The organism is Tessaracoccus pujii (genome assembly GCF_054483895.1).
The window spans coordinates 3,147,360-3,164,780 of sequence record NZ_CM137012.1; the positions used below are offsets into that span (position 1 = coordinate 3,147,360).

Here is a 17,421-nt window from a genome sequence, read left to right on the forward strand (position 1 = left end):
ACGTGCTGGGGTGGAAGATTCGGGGCGGGGGCGCGTGCCGCGGGTTCCGGATCCTCGCGCATCCCCAGGGCCAGGACGCGGGTCGGAGGCTAGGGCAGGGGCAGGATCTCGATCCAGTTGGCGCCCAGGCCGACGTCGTGCCGCGACACCTCGGTCAGCGCCCCGTCGGCGTCAGGCCGGTACAGCGCGACGACCCTGTCGATCTCGGAGGCCACGAGCAGGCTGTCGTCGGGCAGAACCACGAAGTGCCGCGGCTGGGCGACCACGTCCGAGTGCGCCGTCGCCGCGCCGAGGGTCCCGTCCGCCGCCACGTCCACGGCAGTGATCGTCCCGCGCGTGCGTTCGGAGCTGTACAGCCGGCGACCGCCCTCTGCGAGGCGGAGGTCCGCGCACCAGATGAGGTTTTCCTCACGCGGCTTGGCCCCGAAGCGGCTGTGCGACAATCCCCGGTCGGTGGGGATGTTCGTGACCGCCTCGGCCGCCTCCAGCACGCCGGTCTCCGGGTCACGGAGGTAGCGCAGCGCCTCGCCCGAGTACTCGGTGTTGACGTAGAGCGAGGTCTGGGCGGCGTCGAAGATGAGGTGCCGAGGGCCGGAACCCTCCGGTGCGGCGACGGTGGGCGGGTCCAGCGGCGTGAGCACGCCGTCGGTGCCGACCGCGAACTGCGCCACCAGGTCCTCCCGCAGCGACACGAAGTACGCGAAGCGGTCGTCCGAGCTCACCTGCACGCTGTGCATGTTCTGCCGGTGCAGCGTGTCACCGACGGGGGTGAGGGCACCGTCGTCGGCGACGGTCCACACCTCGCCGACGTGGTCGTGGTACGAGGCGCTGAAGAGCAACCCGCCGTCGGAGCTGAGCGTCAGGTAGACGGGGGCGCCGTTGGCGGGGTACGCGCCGAGGATCTCGAGGGCGCCGGAGGGAGCGAGGCGCAGGACGGTGATGCCCTTCGGGTCGCTGGTGCCGGCGAAGACGAGGCCGCGCTTACGGTCGACAGCCAGCGGGAGTCCGGGCGCGACGGCGGTGGTGGCCACCTCCGTCAAGGCGCCGTCGGCGAGCCGCAGCGCGGTGATCGTGCCGTCCTTGGAGTTCGCGACGAGAGCGAGGAGGGGTTCCATGCCGCCAGCCTAGCTTCAGGGCTCGATCACCAGGGCTGGGCAGGAGTCAGGCGCGGTTTTTGTTCCTCCAGTGCGGGACTCGGGGGCCTGTGAGGCCCGACCACCGTGCTGGAGGAACATAAACCGCGTGATTCGACGGATGGCGGTGAGGCCGGGGAGGCCAGGGGGTTCGTGGAGTGTGCGCCTGAGCGAGAACCCTGAGCGCGTTCGCATCTTTGGGAACGGGGTTGAGCGGAGGTGGCTCAACTCGAACTTGAGCCCGGCGGGCTCATGTGGTTAACTTGAGTGAACCCGGCTCAAGGCCCTGAAACCAGACTTGTCTCCACAGGAGGAACCCCCATGGCTCGTGCAGTAGGCATCGACCTCGGCACCACCAACTCTGTCGTCGCCGTCCTCGAGGGTGGCGAGCCCACCGTCATTCCCAACGCGGAGGGTGCCCGCACCACCCCGTCGGTCGTGGCGTTCTCGAACTCCGGCGAGGTCCTCGTCGGCGAGGTCGCCAAGCGTCAGGCGGTCACCAACGTGGACCGCACCATCCGCTCCGTCAAGCGCCACATGGGCACGGACTGGAAGACCACCGTCGACGGCAAGGACTACCGTCCCCAGCAGATCAGCGCCTTCGTGCTGCAGAAGCTGAAGCGCGACGCCGAGGCCTACCTCGGGGAGTCCGTCACCAACGCCGTCATCACCGTTCCCGCGTACTTCTCCGACGCCGAGCGTCAGGCCACCAAGGAGGCGGGCGAGATCGCCGGCCTCGTGGTGGACCGCATCATCAACGAGCCCACCGCGGCCGCGCTGGCCTACGGCCTGGACAAGGGTGGCGCCGAGCAGACCGTCCTCGTCTTCGACCTCGGCGGCGGCACCTTCGACGTGTCCCTGCTCGAGATCGAGGGCGGCGTGTTCGAGGTCAAGGCCACCAAGGGAGACAACCGCCTCGGCGGCGACGACTGGGACGCCGTGGTGGTGGACTGGCTGGCCACGCAGTTCAAGAACAAGCACGGCGTGGACCTGGCCAAGGACAAGATGGCTCGCCAGCGCCTGCAGGAGGCGGCCGAGCGCGCGAAGATCGAGCTGAGCTCGGCCTCCGAGACCTCCATCAACCTGCCCTACATCACCGCCTCGTCCGAGGGCCCGCTGCACCTGGACGAGAAGCTCTCCCGCTCCGAGTTCCAGCGCATGACCCAGAACCTGCTGGACCGCTGCCGCGCGCCCTTCAACGCGGTCATCTCCGACGCGAAGACCTCGGTGAACAAGATCGACACTGTGCTCCTGGTCGGCGGCTCCACCCGCATGCCCGCCGTCGTGGACCTGGTCAAGGAACTCACCGGCGGCAAGGAGCCCAACAAGGGCGTCAACCCCGACGAGGTCGTGGCCCTGGGCGCGTCCCTGCAGGCCGGTGTGCTCAAGGGCGAGGTCAAGGACGTGCTGCTCCTCGACGTCACCCCGCTGAGCCTCGGTATCGAGACCAAGGGCGGCGTGATGACCAAGATCATCGAGCGCAACACCACCATCCCGATCAAGCGCTCGGAGGTGTTCACCACCGCTGAGGACAACCAGCCCGCCGTGATGATCCAGGTGTACCAGGGTGAGCGTGAGTTCGCCCGCGACAACAAGTCCCTGGGCAACTTCGAGCTGACCGGCCTCCTGCCGGCGCCCCGCTCGGTGCCGCAGATCGAGGTGACTTTCGACATCGACGCCAACGGCATCGTGCACGTCGGCGCCAAGGACCTGGCCACCGGCAAGGAGCAGTCCATGACCGTGACCGGCGGCTCGGCCCTCGGCAAGGAGGACATCGACCGCATGGTGCGCGACGCGGAGTCGCACGCCGAGGAGGACCGCAAGCGCCGCGAGGCCGTCGACATGCGCAACGAGGGCGACGCACTGGTGTTCCGCACCGAGAAGCTTCTGGCCGAGCACGCCGATACCATCGGTGAGGACGTCAAGGCTCCGGTCGTGGAGGCCACCGAGGCGCTCAAGGAGGCACTCAAGGGTGAGGACAACGACGTGGTGAAGACCGCGATCGACGACCTCAACACGAAGGCCGCGTCCATGGGCCAGGCCATCTACGCCGCCGCCCAGGCGAGGCAGGCCGAGGAGTCGGCCCAGTCCGAGTCCTCCACCGGGTCCGCCCAGGAGGGTGAGGACGACGTGGTCGAGGCCGAGATCGTCGAAGAGGAGAAGGACAACAAGTGACCGATTCGCAGTTCGTACCGAACGGCGAGGCTGTGGGTGAGGGCGTCCAGGCGGCGCCCTCACCCGAGGCCGTTCAGGACCAGGACGCCGCTGAGGCCCGACGGGAAGAGGCTCAGACCCTCGATCCCGGCGCGGGCAGGGTGGCAGAACTCGAGGCGCTCGTCGCCGAGAGGACCCTGGACCTGCAGCGCGTGGCAGCCGAGTACGTCAACTACAAGAAGCGCGTGGACCGGGACCGCGACCTCGCCCGTCAGTCAGGGATCGAAGCCGTCGTGGGAGACCTCATGCCGGTGCTGGATCACATCGAACTGGCCAGGCAGCACGAGAACATCGAGGGCGGCTTCAAGATGATCGCCGACGAGCTGCAGAAGGTCGCGGCCAAGCACGGCCTGACCATGTTCGGGGCGGTGGGCGAGGAATTCGATCCGAACCTGCACGAGGCGCTCATGTCGGTGCCGCTCGACGAGCCGGTCTCCGTGGTGACCATCTCGCAGGTCATGCAGCAGGGCTACCTGCTGGGCTCGAGGGTCATCCGGCCCGCGCGCGTCGCCGTGGCCAACCCCTGATCACAGACATCGGCAGAAGGGAGATGATCGACAGATGAGCACGAAGGACTGGCTCGAAAAGGACTACTACAAGGTCCTCGGCGTCTCCAAGAGCGCCAGTGCCGATGAGATCAAGAAGGCGTTCCGCCAGATCGCCAAGGACAACCACCCGGATCAGAATCCGGACAACCACGCGGCGCTGTCCCGCTTCAAGGAGGCGTCGGAGGCCAACGCCATCCTCAGTGACACCGAGAAGCGCAAGGAGTACGACGAGGCACGAAGCCTGTTCGGCGGTGGCTTCAAGTTCACCAGGCCCGGCCAGGGCGGACCGGCGGGGTTCGAGGACCTCCTCCGCAACGCCCAGGCCGGCCAGGGCAACGCCGGATTCGGCGACATCTTCGGTGGGCTGTTCGCCCAGACGGGTGCCACCCGTCGGGCGACACAGCGCGGCCCACGTCGAGGTGCCGACATCGAGGGTGATGTGACCATCACCTTCGAGCAGGCGGTCGAGGGCGCGACGGTGACGATGCGCACCATCTCGGATCAGCCGTGTGCGTCGTGCCGGGGCACCGGCGCCAAGGCCGGCTCCCTGCCTCGGGTCTGCCCGCGATGTGAGGGGTCCGGCATGCAGTCGACCCAGGCCGGTGGCGTGTTCCACATGAGCGAGCCGTGCACAGAGTGCCTGGGACGCGGTCTGATCGTCGAGGACCCGTGCCCGGACTGCGAGGGATCGGGCCGCGGCCGCTCCACCAAGACCATGCAGGTGCGCATCCCGGCCGGGGTGTCCGACGGGCAGCGGATCCGGCTCAAGGGGAAGGGGGCGGCCGGCGAGAACGGCGGCGCCCCGGGAGACCTGTACGTGAGCGTGAAAGTCAAGGCTCACCGGCTCTTCGGACGCAATGGCAGCAACCTCACCCTGGAGGTGCCCGTCACGTTCGCCGAGGCGTCGCTCGGCGCGGAGATCACCATCCCCACGTTGGGCGGCGCCAACGTGAAGCTGCGGGTGCCGCCGTCGACCCCCAACGGCCGCACGATGCGGGTGCGCGGCAAGGGCGCCCGCAAGTCGGACGGCACCATGGGAGACCTCCTGGTCACCCTCAACGTGCAGGTGCCCGATGACCTGAGCGACGAGGCCAAGCGGGCTCTCCAGGAGTACGCGGAGAAGGCGCACGAGACCAACCCCAGGGCCTCCCTGTTCGGCGGGTGAGAGCATGACGAGCCTGCCCCAGCTGTTCGACATCGACGCGGCCGTCTTCCCGGTGTCCGTCGCGGCCTCGTTGGCTGACATGCACGCGCAGACGTTGCGCGGCTACGACAGGCTGGGCCTGGTGGTGCCGCAGCGCGCTCGAGGCAGGGGCCGGCGGTACTCCCTCAGGGATGTGGCCAAGCTCCGCCACGTCCAGCACCTCAGCCAGACCGAGGGCATCAACCTGGAGGGGATCCGGCGCATCCTCGCGCTGGAAGCCGAGGTCGAGGGGCTGCGGGATCAGGTGGAGCGGCTGACCGACACCATTCGCCGGCTGCAGACGCACGAGGCGGCGATGCGCATCTTCACCGCCGAGTCCTCGGGCGCCGTCCACGCCGGCCGGTCCCGCCCGGTCCGCCGCCTCGCGCTGCCGCCCTCGGTGGCCGGATAGGCGTCCACCAGGGGCGATTCGGGGGCAGAATCAGGGTGACACCCCCTGTGACAAGCGCCGGAAACGCGGCACACTGGTATGACACTCCGGGTGAGTCGCCCGGATGGAGGAGGACACATCATGACGCACCACGAGCACGACGAGGTCCCCATGGCAACCTTCCTGGACGCCGAGGACACCAAGGACTTCGAGCCGGAGCCCGAGCTCGGGCCGGAGCACGAGCAGGTGACGGCGGCGGATCCGCAGGATCGAGTGTCGCCGGAGAACATCGGGGAGAACCTCAAGAAGGTGGCCGCCGAGGCCGCCTTCGCCGCCGTCGGCTTCGCCGGTTTCGTCGGCGACAAAGCCAAGACCTTCTACGAGGAGCAGCAGCGCCAGTATGTCGCGGCTCACCCGGACAACGACTCCACCGAGGGCGCCAAGGCGTTCCTGGCCCAGATGCGCGATCAGATCAACAAGTTCGTGGAGGAGCTCACCAAGGGCTACCGCGAGATGGCGGACAGGGGTCGCGGCGAGGCTCGCCATGGAGCTGAGGACGAGGAGCAGGACGGCCCGGAGGTGCCCGGACCCCCCGCGTCCTAGACTGCTGGCATGTCCGACGAGCTGGTTCCGCACAGGCGCCTTCGCGCCGGAGACGCAGACCGTGACGCGGTCCTGACCGTGCTCCAGCGTGCCCACGCGGAGGGGAGGCTGACGGTCGAGGAGTTGGGGGAGCGGCAGGACGCGGCCCTGCGGGTGCGATTCACCGACGAGTTCCCCCAGCTCGTCGACGATCTGCCCGAGGGGCTGGAGCTGGCGACCTCCACGGTCGCCCCGCTCCAGCCCCTGGCGCATGCCGCGCCGGTGGTCGCCGCGGGTGCGCCGTCGTTCACGATCATGAGCGGCCGCGAGGTCGACGTCGCCCCCGGCACCACCCTGTATCGCAACGTCGCATGGTGGGGCGGCGACACCATCCACCTCGACGACGTCATGGGCCCAGGGGTCGTGCTCACGATGGAACTCTCCGCCGTCATGGCCGGACACGACATCTACGTGCCTGCCGGGGTGCGGGTCATCGACGAGTCCATCGCGGTCATGGCGGGCAACGACATCGAGGGCCCCGCCCGAGGAGACGGTTCGAACGGAACGCTCGTCCTGAAGGGATTCCTGTTCTGGGCAGGCAACGACGTGAGATTGTCCCGCCGAGCGCAGGCGCCCACCCGCTGAGACATTTGGCAAGACGCGGTTTGCGTAATGCCGAAGTTAGGTTAGCCTAACTTCCGTGACGATCGCGACGCTGATTGAGAAGGCGCAGTACCGCCTCGCCAAGACGAGGGCCCGGGGCGCCATGGCGGCCACGCCGGTGGCCCGTGGGCACCGCCTGGTCGAGGCCCAGGTGATCGCCGTGACCTCCCCGGCCGCCTCGGTCAGGCGGATCACCCTCCGCGCCGCCGAGTTCGTCGGGCTCGAGTGCGTGGGCGCAGATGAGTACTTCGGGCTCCTCATGCCCGGTGGGTCGGGGCAGCTCGTGCTGCCGGACGCCGAGCGGTTCAACATCCGCGCCGCCGTCGCGGAGATACCCGAGGGTGATCGCCCCGTGCTGCGCTGGTACACCGTCCGCCGCCACGATCCCGGCGCCGGCACCGTCGACGTCGACATCGTCACGCACGGCACCGACGGCCCCGGCTCCGCCTGGGCGCTTGGGGCCGCCCCGGGTGATCGGGTGGGTTTCCGCCAGTGCGGCGCCCTCTTCCTCCCCGGCGCAGCCTCGCGCCTCTGCTTCGTGGTCGACGAGACCGCCGCCCCGGGCCTGGCCGCGATCCTTGAGGCTCACGACCTGGACCCCGACTGCCGGATCATCGTCGAGACCCCCGATGTCGCGCACCTGACGCCGCTGCCCTGGCATCCGGGTCTCACCGTCGTCACCCGCGACGGGGCGGCGCCGGGTGAGCGGGCGTTGGGGCTCCTGCGCGAACTCGACACCGCGTCGTACGACTACTTCTATCTCTGCGGGGAGAGCGACCTCGCTGCCGCGTGCCGCCGTCTCCTCGTCACCGAGCGCGGCGTCGTGAAGCAGCAGGTGCTGTTCTCCGGCTACTGGAAGCTCGGCCAGGCACGCGCCTGACCGTCCCTGCCCTACGAAACAAGGAAACCCATGTCACTTCTGTCCCGCGTCGCGGGCGCGGTTGCCGCCGTGCTCGCTCTCAGCGCCTGCAGCACCGGCCCGGCCGCGACCTCGAGCCCCGACAGCACGTCGTCCGCGACGGTAGCCTCGTCGGAGGCCACCGCTGCCGAAGCCTTCCCGGTCACCGTGGCCCACGCCCTGGGCGAGGCGGTGATCGAGGCGGAGCCCACCCGCGTCGCCACCATCGGGTGGACCGACCACGAGACACTCGTCTCGCTCGGCGTCGTGCCGGTCGGCGCCGTGAAGATCACCTGGGGCGGTAACGCCGCCGGCTCCACGGACTGGTTCGACGCCGCCGTCGCCGAGTTGGGCGGCGACCAGCCCACCCGCTACGACGACTCAGCCGGGGCACCGGTCGAGGAGATCGTCGCCCTCGAGCCGGACCTCATCCTCGCCACCAACTCCGGCCTGACACAGGAGGAGTACGACACGCTGAGCAAGGTGGCGCCGGTGGTCGCGTACCCGGAGGCGCCCTGGTCCACCTCCTGGCAGGACTCGCTCGAGCTCGTCGGCCGGGCTGTGGGTCGCAGCGAGCGTGCGGCCGAGGTGGAGGCCGACACCACCTCCCTCCTGGAGGAGGCCGGAGCGCAGTACCCGGAGATCGCGGGCACATCCGCCGCGTGGATCTGGTTCGCTGCCGCCGACTACTCGAAATTCGGCGTCTACAGCGCCACCGACGCCCGTCCGCGCTTCCTCGACGCGGTCGGCTTCCAGACCCCTGCCATCGTCACCGGGTTGAGCGACGGCGCGCGGGGCCAGTTCTCCGTCGACGTGTCCGCCGAGCGGGCATCGGAGTTCGAGGCCGATGTGATCGTCTTCTACACCGACGACTCGGTGAAGCTGCCCGACATCCAGGCCGCGCCGCTCATCCAGGATCTACCGGCGCTGAAGACCGGCGCGTTCGTGGCCTCGGGCGACCCGACGCTTGCCCTGCCGCTGTCCAGCCCCACCCCGCTCAGCATCCCCGTCGCGGTCGAGAAGTTCCTGCCGCTGCTGGCGGAGGCCGCCGCGAAGGTCCAGTGACGCTGCCGCGGGCAGCAGGCGGCGCGATCGCCGTCGGCTGCCTGGTGGCCGCGGCGCTGGCCTCGTTCGGGTTCGGTGCGGTGAGCGTACCGATGGGCGACGTCATCGCGTTCCTCACCGGCCGCGAGCCCGTCTCCGCCGCGATTCTCGCCGCCCGCGTGGACCGGACCCTCGTCGGTCTGGTCTGCGGGGCGGCCCTCGCCCTGTCCGGCGCCATCCTGCAGGGGATCACCCGCAACCCACTCGCGGATCCGGGCCTGCTCGGGATCAACGCCGGGGCGGCGCTGGCGATCGCGTTGGGCGTCGTCACCGGAGTGGGGGCCTCCCAGGGCACCATCGTGGGCCTCAGCCTGCTGGGCGCAGCTGCCGCCGCGGGGTTCGTCGCGCTGCTCAGCCGCGGCCGCACCGATCCGGTCCTGCTCGTCCTCCTCGGCGCCGCCGTCACCGCCGCCTGCCTCAGCGCCGTGTCTGCGGTGACGATCCGCAACCAGGCCGCGCTCGAGGTGATGCGCTTCTGGCAGGTGGGCTCGATCGGCGGCCGCGGTCTCCCACTGCTCCTGCCCTCGCTGCCCGTCCTCCTGGCCGGCGCCGCGATGACCGTGTGGGCCGGCGCCACCCTCAACACCCTCGCGGTGGGCGACGACCTCGCCACCGCGCTCGGGACCCGAACCCGGCGCGCGCGGGCCCTACTGGGCACCGGCGCGGTGCTGCTGGCCGCAGGGTCGGTCGCGGTGGTCGGCCCCATCGGGTTCGTCGGCCTCGTCGTGCCGCACATCGTCCGGCTGCTCGTCGGCCCCGACTACCGCATCGTCATTGCCGGGTCACTGGTGCTCGGGCCCGTGCTGCTGCTGACCGCCGACATCATCGGACGTGTGGTCATGCCGCCCGCGGAGATCTCCGCAGGGCTGGTCGTGCTCCTGCTGGGCGCACCGGTTCTGGTGGCGCTGGTGCGTAGGTCGGTTCACGCATGAGCGCCGCCGCGCTCCGGGCCGCGACGGTGCGCCGCCGTCGGTTCGTGACGGGCGCCGCAGCCGTCACTGTGGCTGGGCTGCTCGTGGCCCGCGCGCTGCTGGGCGACTACCAGATCGCGGCCCTCGACGCGCTGCGCATCCTGGGCGGCGAGGATCTGGGCCCGGCCAGCTTCATCTTCCTGGAGACCAAGCTGCCGACGGCGCTGGTCGCGCTGGCCGCCGGGCTCGCCCTCGGCGGGTCGGGCGCGGCGTTCCAGTCCATGCTGCGCAATCCGCTGGCCAGCCCCGACGTCATGGGCGTGACCCTGGGCGCCAGCGCGGCCGCGGTCACCGGGCTGGTCGTGTTCGGGCTCACGGGCGCCCAGGTCACCGCGGCGGCGTTCGCAGGCGGCCTGGCGGTGGCGCTCGGCATTTTCGTGCTGTCGGGCGGCGCCCACTCGGCGTCCAACCGGATCATCCTCATCGGCCTCGGGCTCGCGTTCGCGCTGCAGGCGGTCATCCACTGGGTGCTGATCCGCGGCAGCGTCTACCAGGCACGCGACGCCATGCGCTGGCTGAGCGGCAGCCTGGGGTCCATGACGTGGGACGGGGTGGCGCGGCTGTGGGCGGCCGTGGCGGTGGGGCTGCCGCTGCTGCTGCTCCTCGGCCGGCCGCTGCGGCTCATCGAGGTCGGCGACGACCTGGCCGGCGGGCTAGGAGTCCGCGTTCCCCGCGTGCGGCTCGGCGTTCTTCTGGTGGTGGTCCTGCTCACCGGCGCCGCGACCTCTGTGGCGGGGCCCATCGCCTTCGTGGGCCTGCTGGCCGGGCCGATCGCGCGGCGGCTCAACGCCGGCCGGTCGTCCCTGCCCCTGGCGGCGCTGGTGGGTTCCGTCGTCGTCCTGGCCGCCGACCTGCTGGGCGACGCGCGTTGGCCGTGGGGCCCCCTGCCGGTGGGGATCATCACCGGGCTTCTTGGCGCGCCCATGCTGGTGGCGCTGCTGCTGCGTTCGACCTCGGAGGAGGAGATCCATGGGTGAGCTCATCGCGCGATCGGTGACGCTGGGCTACGGCGAGCGCGTCGTCGCGCGGGACCTCGACGTGCACGTGCCCGCCGGGCGGATCACGAGCATCGTCGGGCCCAACGGCTGCGGTAAGTCGACGCTGCTGCGCGGGTTCAGCCGGCTGCTGGCACCGTCGTCGGGGCAGATCCTCCTCGACGGCGATGACGTGGCCACGCTCCCCGCCCGCGCGCTGGCCCGCCGGCTGGGGCTCCTGCCGCAGGCGCCGGTCACACCGGAGGCGATGACGGTCGCGGAGCTGGTGGGGCTGGGGCGACACCCGCACCGGGCGATGCTCGGCGGCTGGTCGCGGGCCGACCAGGACGCCGTCGACGAGGCGCTTGCGATGACCCGCACCGCTGAGCTGGCGGGGCGCCGGGTGGATCAGCTGTCCGGCGGTCAGCGGCAGCGCGTGTGGATCGCCACCGTGCTCGCGCAGCGCACCGCGACCCTGCTGCTCGACGAGCCCATCTCGTTCCTCGACATCGCCCGAGCCGTCGAGGTACTCGACCTCGTCGTCGACCTCAACCGGCAGCGGGGCACGACGGTGGTGATGGTGCTGCACGACCTCAACCTCGCCGCCCGCTACAGCCACCGGCTGATCGCGATGCGCGACGGGGCCGTGGTGGCCGCGGGCGCGCCGTCGGACGTGGTGACCGAGGACATGGTGCGTGACGTGTTCGGTGTGCCGAGCCGGGTCATCCCCGACCCGGTCTCCGGCACCCCGCTGGTGGTCCCGGTCGGCCGCCACCAGGGGCCCGCCGACTGAGTGCACGTGGGGGCGCTGATGTCAGCCGGGACTGGAGTTGGCAGGGCCCCTTCGGGTCGGTGCGGGATCAGATCATCGGCGTGGTGTGCCAGATCCGCTGCAGGTAGTCGCGCATCGAGCGGTCCGAGCTGAAGTACCCGCTGCGAGCCACGTTGAGGATCGCGGAGCGGGTCCAGGCAGCCTGGTCGGCGTAGCGCGCCTCGACCCTGGCCTGGGCGTCCACGTAATCCTCGAAGTCCGCCAGAGCCATGAAGCGGTCCTGGTGCAGCAGGTTGTAGACCACGGAGTCGAACATGTGCCGGTCCCCGTCGCTGAACTCGCCTGCCAGGATGAGGTCCAGCGCCGCCTTGAGCTGCGGGTTCGACTCGTAGTAGGAGCTCGGGTTGTACCCCTTGGCGCCCAGCTCGGCCACCTGGGGCTCGGACATCCCGAACAGGAAGAAGTGCTTGTCGCCCACCAGGCGGCGGATCTCGACGTTGGCGCCATCGTCCGTGCCGATGGTGAGTGCGCCATTGAGGGCGAACTTCATGTTGCCGGTGCCGGAGGCCTCCATGCCGGCCAGTGAGATCTGCTCCGACAGGTCGGCGGCCGGGATCAACTTCTCGGCCAGCGTGACGTTGTAGTTGGCCGGGAACGCCACCTTGAGGCGACCCTCGAGCCTCTCGTCGGCGTTGACCTTCTTCGCCACGCTGTTGATGAGGTGGATCGTGTCCTTGGCCATCCGGTAGCCAGGGGCCGCCTTGGCGCCGAACACGACGGTGCGCGGAGTGACGTCGGAGGCGGCGAGCTTGCCGGAGATGACCTGCTCGTACAGCGAGACGATGTGCAGGATCTTGAGCGACTGGCGCTTGTACTCGTGCAGCCGCTTGACCATCACGTCGAGCATGTGGCCATGCGGTAGTTCGATGCCGTCGCGCTGCCGCAGCAGGTTGGTGAGGCGGGTCTTGTTCCACGCCTTGACCTCCCGGAAGCTCGCCTGGAACTCCGGCTCATCGGCGCACGTCTCGAGCTCCTTGAGGCGCTCCAGGTCGGTGACCCATCCGGGGCCGATGACGTCGGTGATGAGCTCGGCGAGCTTGAAGTTGGCCATCCGCACGAAGCGACGCGGGGTCACGCCGTTGGTCACATTGGTGAACTTGTCCGGCCACATCTCGGAGAAGTCCGGGAGCACCTTGTCGCGCAGCAGCTGCGAGTGCAGCTCGGCCACGCCGTTGACCTTGGTGCCGGCGACCGTGGCGAGGTACGCCATGCGCACGCCGCGCTCCGGGAACTCGGCGATCATCGACATCCGACGGGCGCGCATCTCGTCGCCGGGGAACGCCTCGCGGACCTCGGCGAGGAATTCTTCGTTGATCCGGAAGATGATCTCGAGGTGGCGCGGGAGCAGCCGGCCCAGGAGATCCGTCGACCACACCTCGAGCGCCTCGGGCAACAGCGTATGACAGGTGTAGGCGAAGCAGGACTTGGTGACCTCCCACGCCTCGTCCCACTCGAAGCCCTTCTCGTCGATGAGGATCCGCATGAGCTCCGGGACGCCGATGACCGGGTGGGTGTCGTTGAGCTGGAAGATGATCCGCTCGGACAGGTTGTGCAGGTCGAAGCCCTCTTCGAGCTCGTTGTTGATGAAGTCGTGCAGCGAGCAGGCCACAAAGAAGTACTGCTGCTGAAGGCGCAGCTCCTTGCCCTGCGGCGTCGAGTCCTCGGGGTAGAGCACCTTGGAGATGTTCTCGGCGAAGGTCTGGGCGCGCACGGCCTGGGCGTAGTCGCCGGCGTTGAAGATCTGCAGGTCGAACGCCTTGGTGGCGGCGGCGCTCCACAGGCGCAGCGTGTTCACGCGGCCGTTGAGGTATCCGGGCACCATGTAGTTGAACGGGATGCCCAGCACGTTCCAGGCCGGGACCCAGCGACTGCGCTCGCGGCCGTCGACGTCGAGGTAGGTCTCGGTGTGGCCGCCGAAGTTGACCTGCACGCCGGCCTCCGGGTGGGGGAACTCCCACGGGGAGCCGAGCGCGAGCCACGTGTCGGGCTGCTCCACCTGGCGGCCGTCGACGAAGGTCTGCCTGAAGATGCCGTACTCGTAGCGGATGCCGTAGCCGATGCTCGGGACGTCCATGGTGGCCATGGAGTCGATGAAGCAGGCGGCGAGGCGGCCCAGGCCGCCGTTGCCGAGGCCGGGTTCCACCTCCTGTGCGCGCAGAGTGGGCAGATCCAACCCGCAGAGCTCGAGGCCCTGCGCGGCGATGGCGTTGAGATCTGTGGCGAGCAGCGCGTTGCCCAGCTGGCGGCCGAGGAGGTACTCGGCCGAGAGGTAACCGATGGTCTTGACCTTCGCCTCGCGCGTCTTGCGGTTGGTCTCGAGCCAGCGGGCCATCAGGTAGTTCTTGACGGTGCTGGCGAGGGCGAGGTACTGGTCGTTGACGCTGGAGAGGGACAGCGGAACGCCCTGATTGGTGTTGAGTTCGTGCAGGAATTCGCGCACGAAGCCGTCCACGGAGAAGGGCGGCGCGCTCACGGGGGCCGTGGCGAGCGGGTGCGTCGGGGTGGACGCGGGCCCGTAGGTGCGGGTGTCGGTGTTCGGCGTCTCGTCCGCGGGCAACAGACGTCCGGGCGGCGCAATATCAGGCATGCGCTCAGATTAGTTCAGCCACGGCGGAAAGTCCCAACTGCTGGGCGCGGCCGGGGGCGCCGCCCAGGTCAGGGTGAGGGGCGCTCAGACTTGCCAGCGCTCCAGGGTGTAGGAGCCCGCCCAGAACAGCTCCTCGTAGTAGGTGGCGTCGACGAAGGCGGTCAGCATCCGCCCCCTGGTGACGTCGTCGGTGCCCGCGGCGGCGTCGTCAAGGAGCGTGATCGCCTCCCGGGTGACGTGCTGGAAGGCGGGGTCCGCGTAGGCGGCCACCCAGCCGGCGTACGGATGCGGGCTCAACGAGGCGGCGCGATCGGCCAGCGTGGCGCCCACGTCTGCGTACACCCAGTAGCAGGGCAGCACCGCCGCGACCCCCACCTCGTACGCCTCGAACGCGGTGGCCGCCAGGAGCGAGTTCACGTAGGCGCGCGTGGTGGGGGAGGCGACGGCGGGGCGCGGGAGGCCGCGGAGCCTGTCGTCGGCCAGCAGGGCGTCGTGCATGAGGACCTCTGCCTGGACGGCCTCGCCGGCGCTCCGTGCCCAGAACGCGGCGGCCCGGGAGGTGGGGGCGCGGGAGGCGAGGGTCGCCAGGGCGCGGGTGTAGCCGCGGAGGTAGAAGTCGTCCTGCCCGAGGTACTCGACGAAGCGGTGCGGCTCCAGGGTGCCGTCGGCCAGCTCGGTGAGGAGGGGGAGGTGGTCGATGCGGGCGCGGATTCCGGCGGTGGCCACCCAGGCGCGGGCGCTGAACTCGCCTGGCTCCCAGCCGATGCTCACAGCCCCACCTCCGCGCGGCCGACGAGGTGGTCCACGGGGCCGTGTCCGGTGTCCGGCGTGCGGCTGAGGCGCCAGTGGGAGCCGGATTCGAGGGCGCGCATCAGGTAGTCGCGGGCCTCCTCGACGGACTCGAGCCGGACGCCGGTGCCGCGGGTGTCGCCGCGGCGGGCCGCCACGGCCGCGATCGCCGAACTGAGGGTGCAGCCGGTGCCGTGGGTGTGACGGGTGGGGATGCGGGGGCCGGTGAGCAGGGCGAACGTGTCACCGTGGGCGTAGACGTCGGTGAGCTCCGAGTCGGTGAGGTGGCCTCCCTTGGCCAGGACGGCGCGTGCCCCGGCGGCGACGAGTGCGCGGGCCTGCCGGATGAGACCGTTGGTGTCGGTGACCGGGTCCTCGCCGAGGAGGGCTGCGGCCTCCGGGACGTTGGGGGTGACGACGTCGGCGAGGGGGAGCAGGCGGGTGCGGACCACGTCGACGGCGTCGTCGGTGAGGAGGGCGTCGCCGGAGGTGGCGATCATGACCGGGTCCAGGACGATGAGGCCCGCGTCGGCTCGGCGCTGCTCGAGGACGTCGGCGACCGCGGTGGCCACGGCGGCGTTGGACAGCATCCCGAGCTTGGTCGCGGCTACAGGGAGGTCGTCGAACACGGCGAGGATCTGGTCCCGCACGAAGGCGGCGTCGACAGGCCGGGCCGCGCGGACGCCCTGGGTGTTCTGGACGGTGAGGCCCGCCAGCGCCGCGGCGCCGTATACGCCGAGCGCGGTGAACGTCTTGAGGTCCGCCTGGATCCCGGCGCCCCCGCTGGGATCCGAGCCGGCGATGCTGAGCACGATCTTCGGGGTGGTCACGGAATCCTCCAGAGGGCGAGCAGCTCGGCGGCGGCCGCGCGAGGGTCTGGTGCGGTGGTGATGGCGGAGACCACGCAGACGCCGTCGACGCCGGTGGCGATCACCTGGGCGGCGTTGCGGGCGTTGATGCCGCCGATGGCGACCGTCTTGGCTCGTCCGCCGGCGCGACGGGCGAGCCGGGCGGCGCCGTCGAGGCCGAGCCCAGCGGCGGCGTCGGTCTTGGTCGGGGTGTCCCAGAGCGGGGAGAGACCGAGGACGTCGGCGGTCTGGTCCTCGAGCTCGTGGGCGAGCTGGGCGTCGGTGGAGATGCTGAGGCCGATGAGGAGGTCGGGGCCGAGGCGGCGGCGTGCCTGGCGGATGTTGCCGTCGTCCTGGCCCTGGTGGAAGTGCAGGCCCAGCTCCTCCGCGACGTGCAGGCGGTCGTTGATCACGAGTGCCGGGGCCCTGCCGGTCTGGTCAGCGGCACGTCGGGCCGCGTCGACGCAGGCGCGCGCCAGAGCGAGGAACTCGTCGCCGGGAAGGTCCTTGTCTCGGACCTGCACCACCCCGGCACCGCCCAGGACGGCCTGCTCGACCATGCCGGGGACGTGTGCCGGGCCGCCCGACATCGCCGAGTCGGTGACGTAGTAGAGGCGCCAGTCGACGGCATCGGCCAGCCCGGGGCGCGCCTGGGTCACGGCCGTTCCCGCGGCTCGCCGGACGTGGCCTCGTCGGCCTCCTCGAGGGTGACCAGGGACGCGACCTCGTCGGGGGTGAGGGCGTGCAGGGCGTCGAGCCAGGCGGTCCGGAAGCTGGCGGGGTGCTGCGCCTGGCGGGCGGCGGTGAGGCCGGCGGCGCCGAAGACGGCGTGCGCGGCGACGACGGCGTCGTGGGCGCTGTGGCCGGTGGCGCGTGCGGCGCCGAGGGCGGCCGCGACCGTCGCGCCCAGCGCGCACCCCGTCCCGATGACCAGCGGCATGAGGGGGTCCCCGCCCGTGACGCGGGTGGTGCGGCCTTCGCTGACGATCACGTCGACGGGGCCGGAGATCGCGACGACGGCTCCCGTCTGTCGCGACATCTCGCGGGCGGTCTCGACGGCGGCCTCCACCTCGTCGGTGGCGTCCACGCCGCGACCGCCGCCGCTCGCCCCGGCCAGGCCGAGGATCTCGGAGGCGTTGCCGCGGATGGCGGCGGGACGGTGGGCGAGGAGGTCGCGGGCGAGCTGGGTGCGCACGGGAAGGGCGCCCACGGCGACCGGGTCGAGGACCCAGGGGGTGCCGGCCCGGTCCGCCGCCGCGGCGGCGCGACGCATGCCCTCGTGTTGCTCGCTGAGGCCGTTGCCGACGTTGACGAGCAGCGCCGAGGCCACCGTCGCGAAGATCTCCGCCTCCTCGGGGAGGTCGATCATCGCGGGCGCGGCGCCGACGGCGAGCAGCACATTTGCAGTCACCTCGGGCACGACGGTGTTGGTCATGCAGTGCACGAGTGGTGTCGCGGTGCGTACGGCGCTGAGGATTGCGGCGACGGTGGCGGTGCCGTCGTGTGTGTGGGATCCGCCGGCGGCGGCGGCGGCGTCGATGGTGAGGCTGGGGATGGTCATGGAGGTGGCTCCCTTCGCTAGCACGACCTAGATCAGGTGTTGCGGGTGTGTTCTCAGCCCCTACCTCGGGGCACCCCGGCTGTGATCGAGCCTACCAGGGGTGGTTCACGGGCCGGAGACCCCCACCCGCGCGCGGATCGTCA

Annotated in this window: 17 protein-coding genes and 1 riboswitch; of the genes, 11 read left to right on the top strand and 6 right to left on the bottom strand. The window is 70.7% G+C overall.

The window, feature by feature from the left end; all coding sequences use genetic code 11:
* Positions 1 to 89: 89 nt before the first annotated feature.
* Complete coding sequence (locus tag ACX1D0_RS14640) at positions 90 to 1,115, bottom strand: lactonase family protein (protein WP_459018727.1); 1,026 nt, start codon at positions 1,113 to 1,115, stop codon at positions 90 to 92.
* Positions 1,116 to 1,454: 339 nt separating this feature from the next.
* Here ACX1D0_RS14640 and dnaK point away from each other — a divergent pair, with 339 nt between their 5' ends.
* From dnaK to ACX1D0_RS14695, 11 genes are all read left to right on the top strand, one after another.
* On the top strand, positions 1,455 to 3,308 hold the full coding sequence (gene dnaK, locus ACX1D0_RS14645; RefSeq protein WP_459018728.1) for a molecular chaperone DnaK: 1,854 nt from the start codon (positions 1,455 to 1,457) through the stop codon (positions 3,306 to 3,308).
* Between the two features lie 32 nt (positions 3,309 to 3,340).
* A complete protein-coding gene (locus ACX1D0_RS14650) occupies positions 3,341 to 3,874 on the top strand; it encodes a nucleotide exchange factor GrpE (protein WP_459020464.1) in 534 nt (177 codons plus the stop codon).
* Between the two features lie 34 nt (positions 3,875 to 3,908).
* Positions 3,909 to 5,060 (top strand): molecular chaperone DnaJ, encoded by a 1,152-nt coding sequence (gene dnaJ / locus ACX1D0_RS14655; protein ID WP_459018729.1) that lies wholly within the window; start codon positions 3,909 to 3,911, stop codon positions 5,058 to 5,060.
* Between the two features lie 4 nt (positions 5,061 to 5,064).
* Positions 5,065 to 5,490, top strand: a complete 426-nt coding sequence (locus ACX1D0_RS14660) for a heat shock protein transcriptional repressor HspR (protein ID WP_459018730.1) — start codon at positions 5,065 to 5,067, stop codon at positions 5,488 to 5,490.
* Positions 5,491 to 5,610: 120 nt separating this feature from the next.
* Entirely contained in the window at positions 5,611 to 6,072 is a 462-nt protein-coding gene (locus tag ACX1D0_RS14665) for a hypothetical protein (RefSeq protein WP_459018731.1), read from the top strand.
* A gap of 9 nt (positions 6,073 to 6,081) precedes the next feature.
* Positions 6,082 to 6,696 carry a DUF1707 SHOCT-like domain-containing protein gene (locus ACX1D0_RS14670; protein ID WP_459018732.1) on the top strand — a complete coding sequence of 205 codons (615 nt, stop codon included), beginning with the start codon at positions 6,082 to 6,084 and terminating at the stop codon, positions 6,694 to 6,696.
* A gap of 55 nt (positions 6,697 to 6,751) precedes the next feature.
* Positions 6,752 to 7,594 (top strand): siderophore-interacting protein, encoded by an 843-nt coding sequence (locus tag ACX1D0_RS14675; RefSeq protein WP_459018733.1) that lies wholly within the window; start codon positions 6,752 to 6,754, stop codon positions 7,592 to 7,594.
* A 30-nt stretch (positions 7,595 to 7,624) separates the two neighbouring features.
* Positions 7,625 to 8,677, top strand: coding sequence for an iron-siderophore ABC transporter substrate-binding protein (locus ACX1D0_RS14680; protein WP_459018734.1), 1,053 nt, complete (start codon positions 7,625 to 7,627; stop codon positions 8,675 to 8,677).
* Positions 8,674 to 9,648 (top strand): FecCD family ABC transporter permease, encoded by a 975-nt coding sequence (locus tag ACX1D0_RS14685; RefSeq protein ID WP_459018735.1) that lies wholly within the window; start codon positions 8,674 to 8,676, stop codon positions 9,646 to 9,648. The genes ACX1D0_RS14680 and ACX1D0_RS14685 overlap by 4 nt, the downstream gene beginning before the upstream one ends.
* Positions 9,645 to 10,664 carry a FecCD family ABC transporter permease gene (locus ACX1D0_RS14690; protein ID WP_459018736.1) on the top strand — a complete coding sequence of 340 codons (1,020 nt, stop codon included), beginning with the start codon at positions 9,645 to 9,647 and terminating at the stop codon, positions 10,662 to 10,664. The genes ACX1D0_RS14685 and ACX1D0_RS14690 overlap by 4 nt, the downstream gene beginning before the upstream one ends.
* Positions 10,657 to 11,454: an ABC transporter ATP-binding protein gene (locus ACX1D0_RS14695; protein WP_459018737.1), complete on the top strand. Its 798-nt coding sequence runs from the start codon at positions 10,657 to 10,659 to the stop codon at positions 11,452 to 11,454. Before ACX1D0_RS14690 ends, ACX1D0_RS14695 begins: the two co-directional genes overlap by 8 nt.
* A 67-nt stretch (positions 11,455 to 11,521) precedes the next feature.
* Here the strand turns inward: ACX1D0_RS14695 and ACX1D0_RS14700 are convergent, their stop codons facing one another.
* The 5 genes from ACX1D0_RS14700 to thiM all read right to left on the bottom strand — a co-directional run bounded on the left by ACX1D0_RS14700 (position 11,522) and on the right by thiM (position 17,278).
* Entirely contained in the window at positions 11,522 to 14,080 is a 2,559-nt protein-coding gene (locus tag ACX1D0_RS14700) for a glycogen/starch/alpha-glucan phosphorylase (protein WP_459018738.1), read from the bottom strand.
* Between the two features lie 84 nt (positions 14,081 to 14,164).
* A complete protein-coding gene (locus ACX1D0_RS14705; RefSeq protein WP_459018739.1) occupies positions 14,165 to 14,851 on the bottom strand; it encodes a TenA family protein in 687 nt (228 codons plus the stop codon).
* Entirely contained in the window at positions 14,848 to 15,699 is an 852-nt protein-coding gene (gene thiD, locus ACX1D0_RS14710) for a bifunctional hydroxymethylpyrimidine kinase/phosphomethylpyrimidine kinase (RefSeq protein ID WP_459018740.1), read from the bottom strand. Before thiD ends, ACX1D0_RS14705 begins: the two co-directional genes overlap by 4 nt.
* The gene (gene thiE, locus ACX1D0_RS14715) at positions 15,696 to 16,376 is read right to left on the bottom strand and encodes a thiamine phosphate synthase (RefSeq protein WP_459018741.1); all 681 of its coding nucleotides are present in this window, start codon (positions 16,374 to 16,376) and stop codon (positions 15,696 to 15,698) included. Before thiE ends, thiD begins: the two co-directional genes overlap by 4 nt.
* Entirely contained in the window at positions 16,373 to 17,278 is a 906-nt protein-coding gene (gene thiM, locus ACX1D0_RS14720; RefSeq protein WP_459018742.1) for a hydroxyethylthiazole kinase, read from the bottom strand. The genes thiE and thiM overlap by 4 nt, the downstream gene beginning before the upstream one ends.
* Positions 17,271 to 17,366: riboswitch (TPP riboswitch) on the bottom strand. (Overlaps the previous gene by 8 nt.)
* Positions 17,367 to 17,421 lie beyond the last annotated feature (55 nt).

Excerpts from the sequence above, each read along its gene's own strand:
- ACX1D0_RS14640 (WP_459018727.1), bottom strand. The coding sequence starts at position 1,115 with ATGGAACCCCTCCTCGCTCTCGTCGCGAACTCCAAGGACGGCACGATC.
- ACX1D0_RS14690 (WP_459018736.1), top strand. The coding sequence starts at position 9,645 with ATGAGCGCCGCCGCGCTCCGGGCCGCGACGGTGCGCCGCCGTCGGTTC.
- ACX1D0_RS14660 (WP_459018730.1), top strand. The coding sequence starts at position 5,065 with ATGACGAGCCTGCCCCAGCTGTTCGACATCGACGCGGCCGTCTTCCCG.
- ACX1D0_RS14665 (WP_459018731.1), top strand. The coding sequence starts at position 5,611 with ATGACGCACCACGAGCACGACGAGGTCCCCATGGCAACCTTCCTGGAC.
- dnaK (WP_459018728.1), top strand. The coding sequence starts at position 1,455 with ATGGCTCGTGCAGTAGGCATCGACCTCGGCACCACCAACTCTGTCGTC.
- ACX1D0_RS14695 (WP_459018737.1), top strand. The coding sequence starts at position 10,657 with ATGGGTGAGCTCATCGCGCGATCGGTGACGCTGGGCTACGGCGAGCGC.
- thiM (WP_459018742.1), bottom strand. The coding sequence starts at position 17,278 with ATGACCATCCCCAGCCTCACCATCGACGCCGCCGCCGCCGCCGGCGGA.
- ACX1D0_RS14700 (WP_459018738.1), bottom strand. The coding sequence starts at position 14,080 with ATGCCTGATATTGCGCCGCCCGGACGTCTGTTGCCCGCGGACGAGACG.
- ACX1D0_RS14670 (WP_459018732.1), top strand. The coding sequence starts at position 6,082 with ATGTCCGACGAGCTGGTTCCGCACAGGCGCCTTCGCGCCGGAGACGCA.
- ACX1D0_RS14680 (WP_459018734.1), top strand. The coding sequence starts at position 7,625 with ATGTCACTTCTGTCCCGCGTCGCGGGCGCGGTTGCCGCCGTGCTCGCT.
- dnaJ (WP_459018729.1), top strand. The coding sequence starts at position 3,909 with ATGAGCACGAAGGACTGGCTCGAAAAGGACTACTACAAGGTCCTCGGC.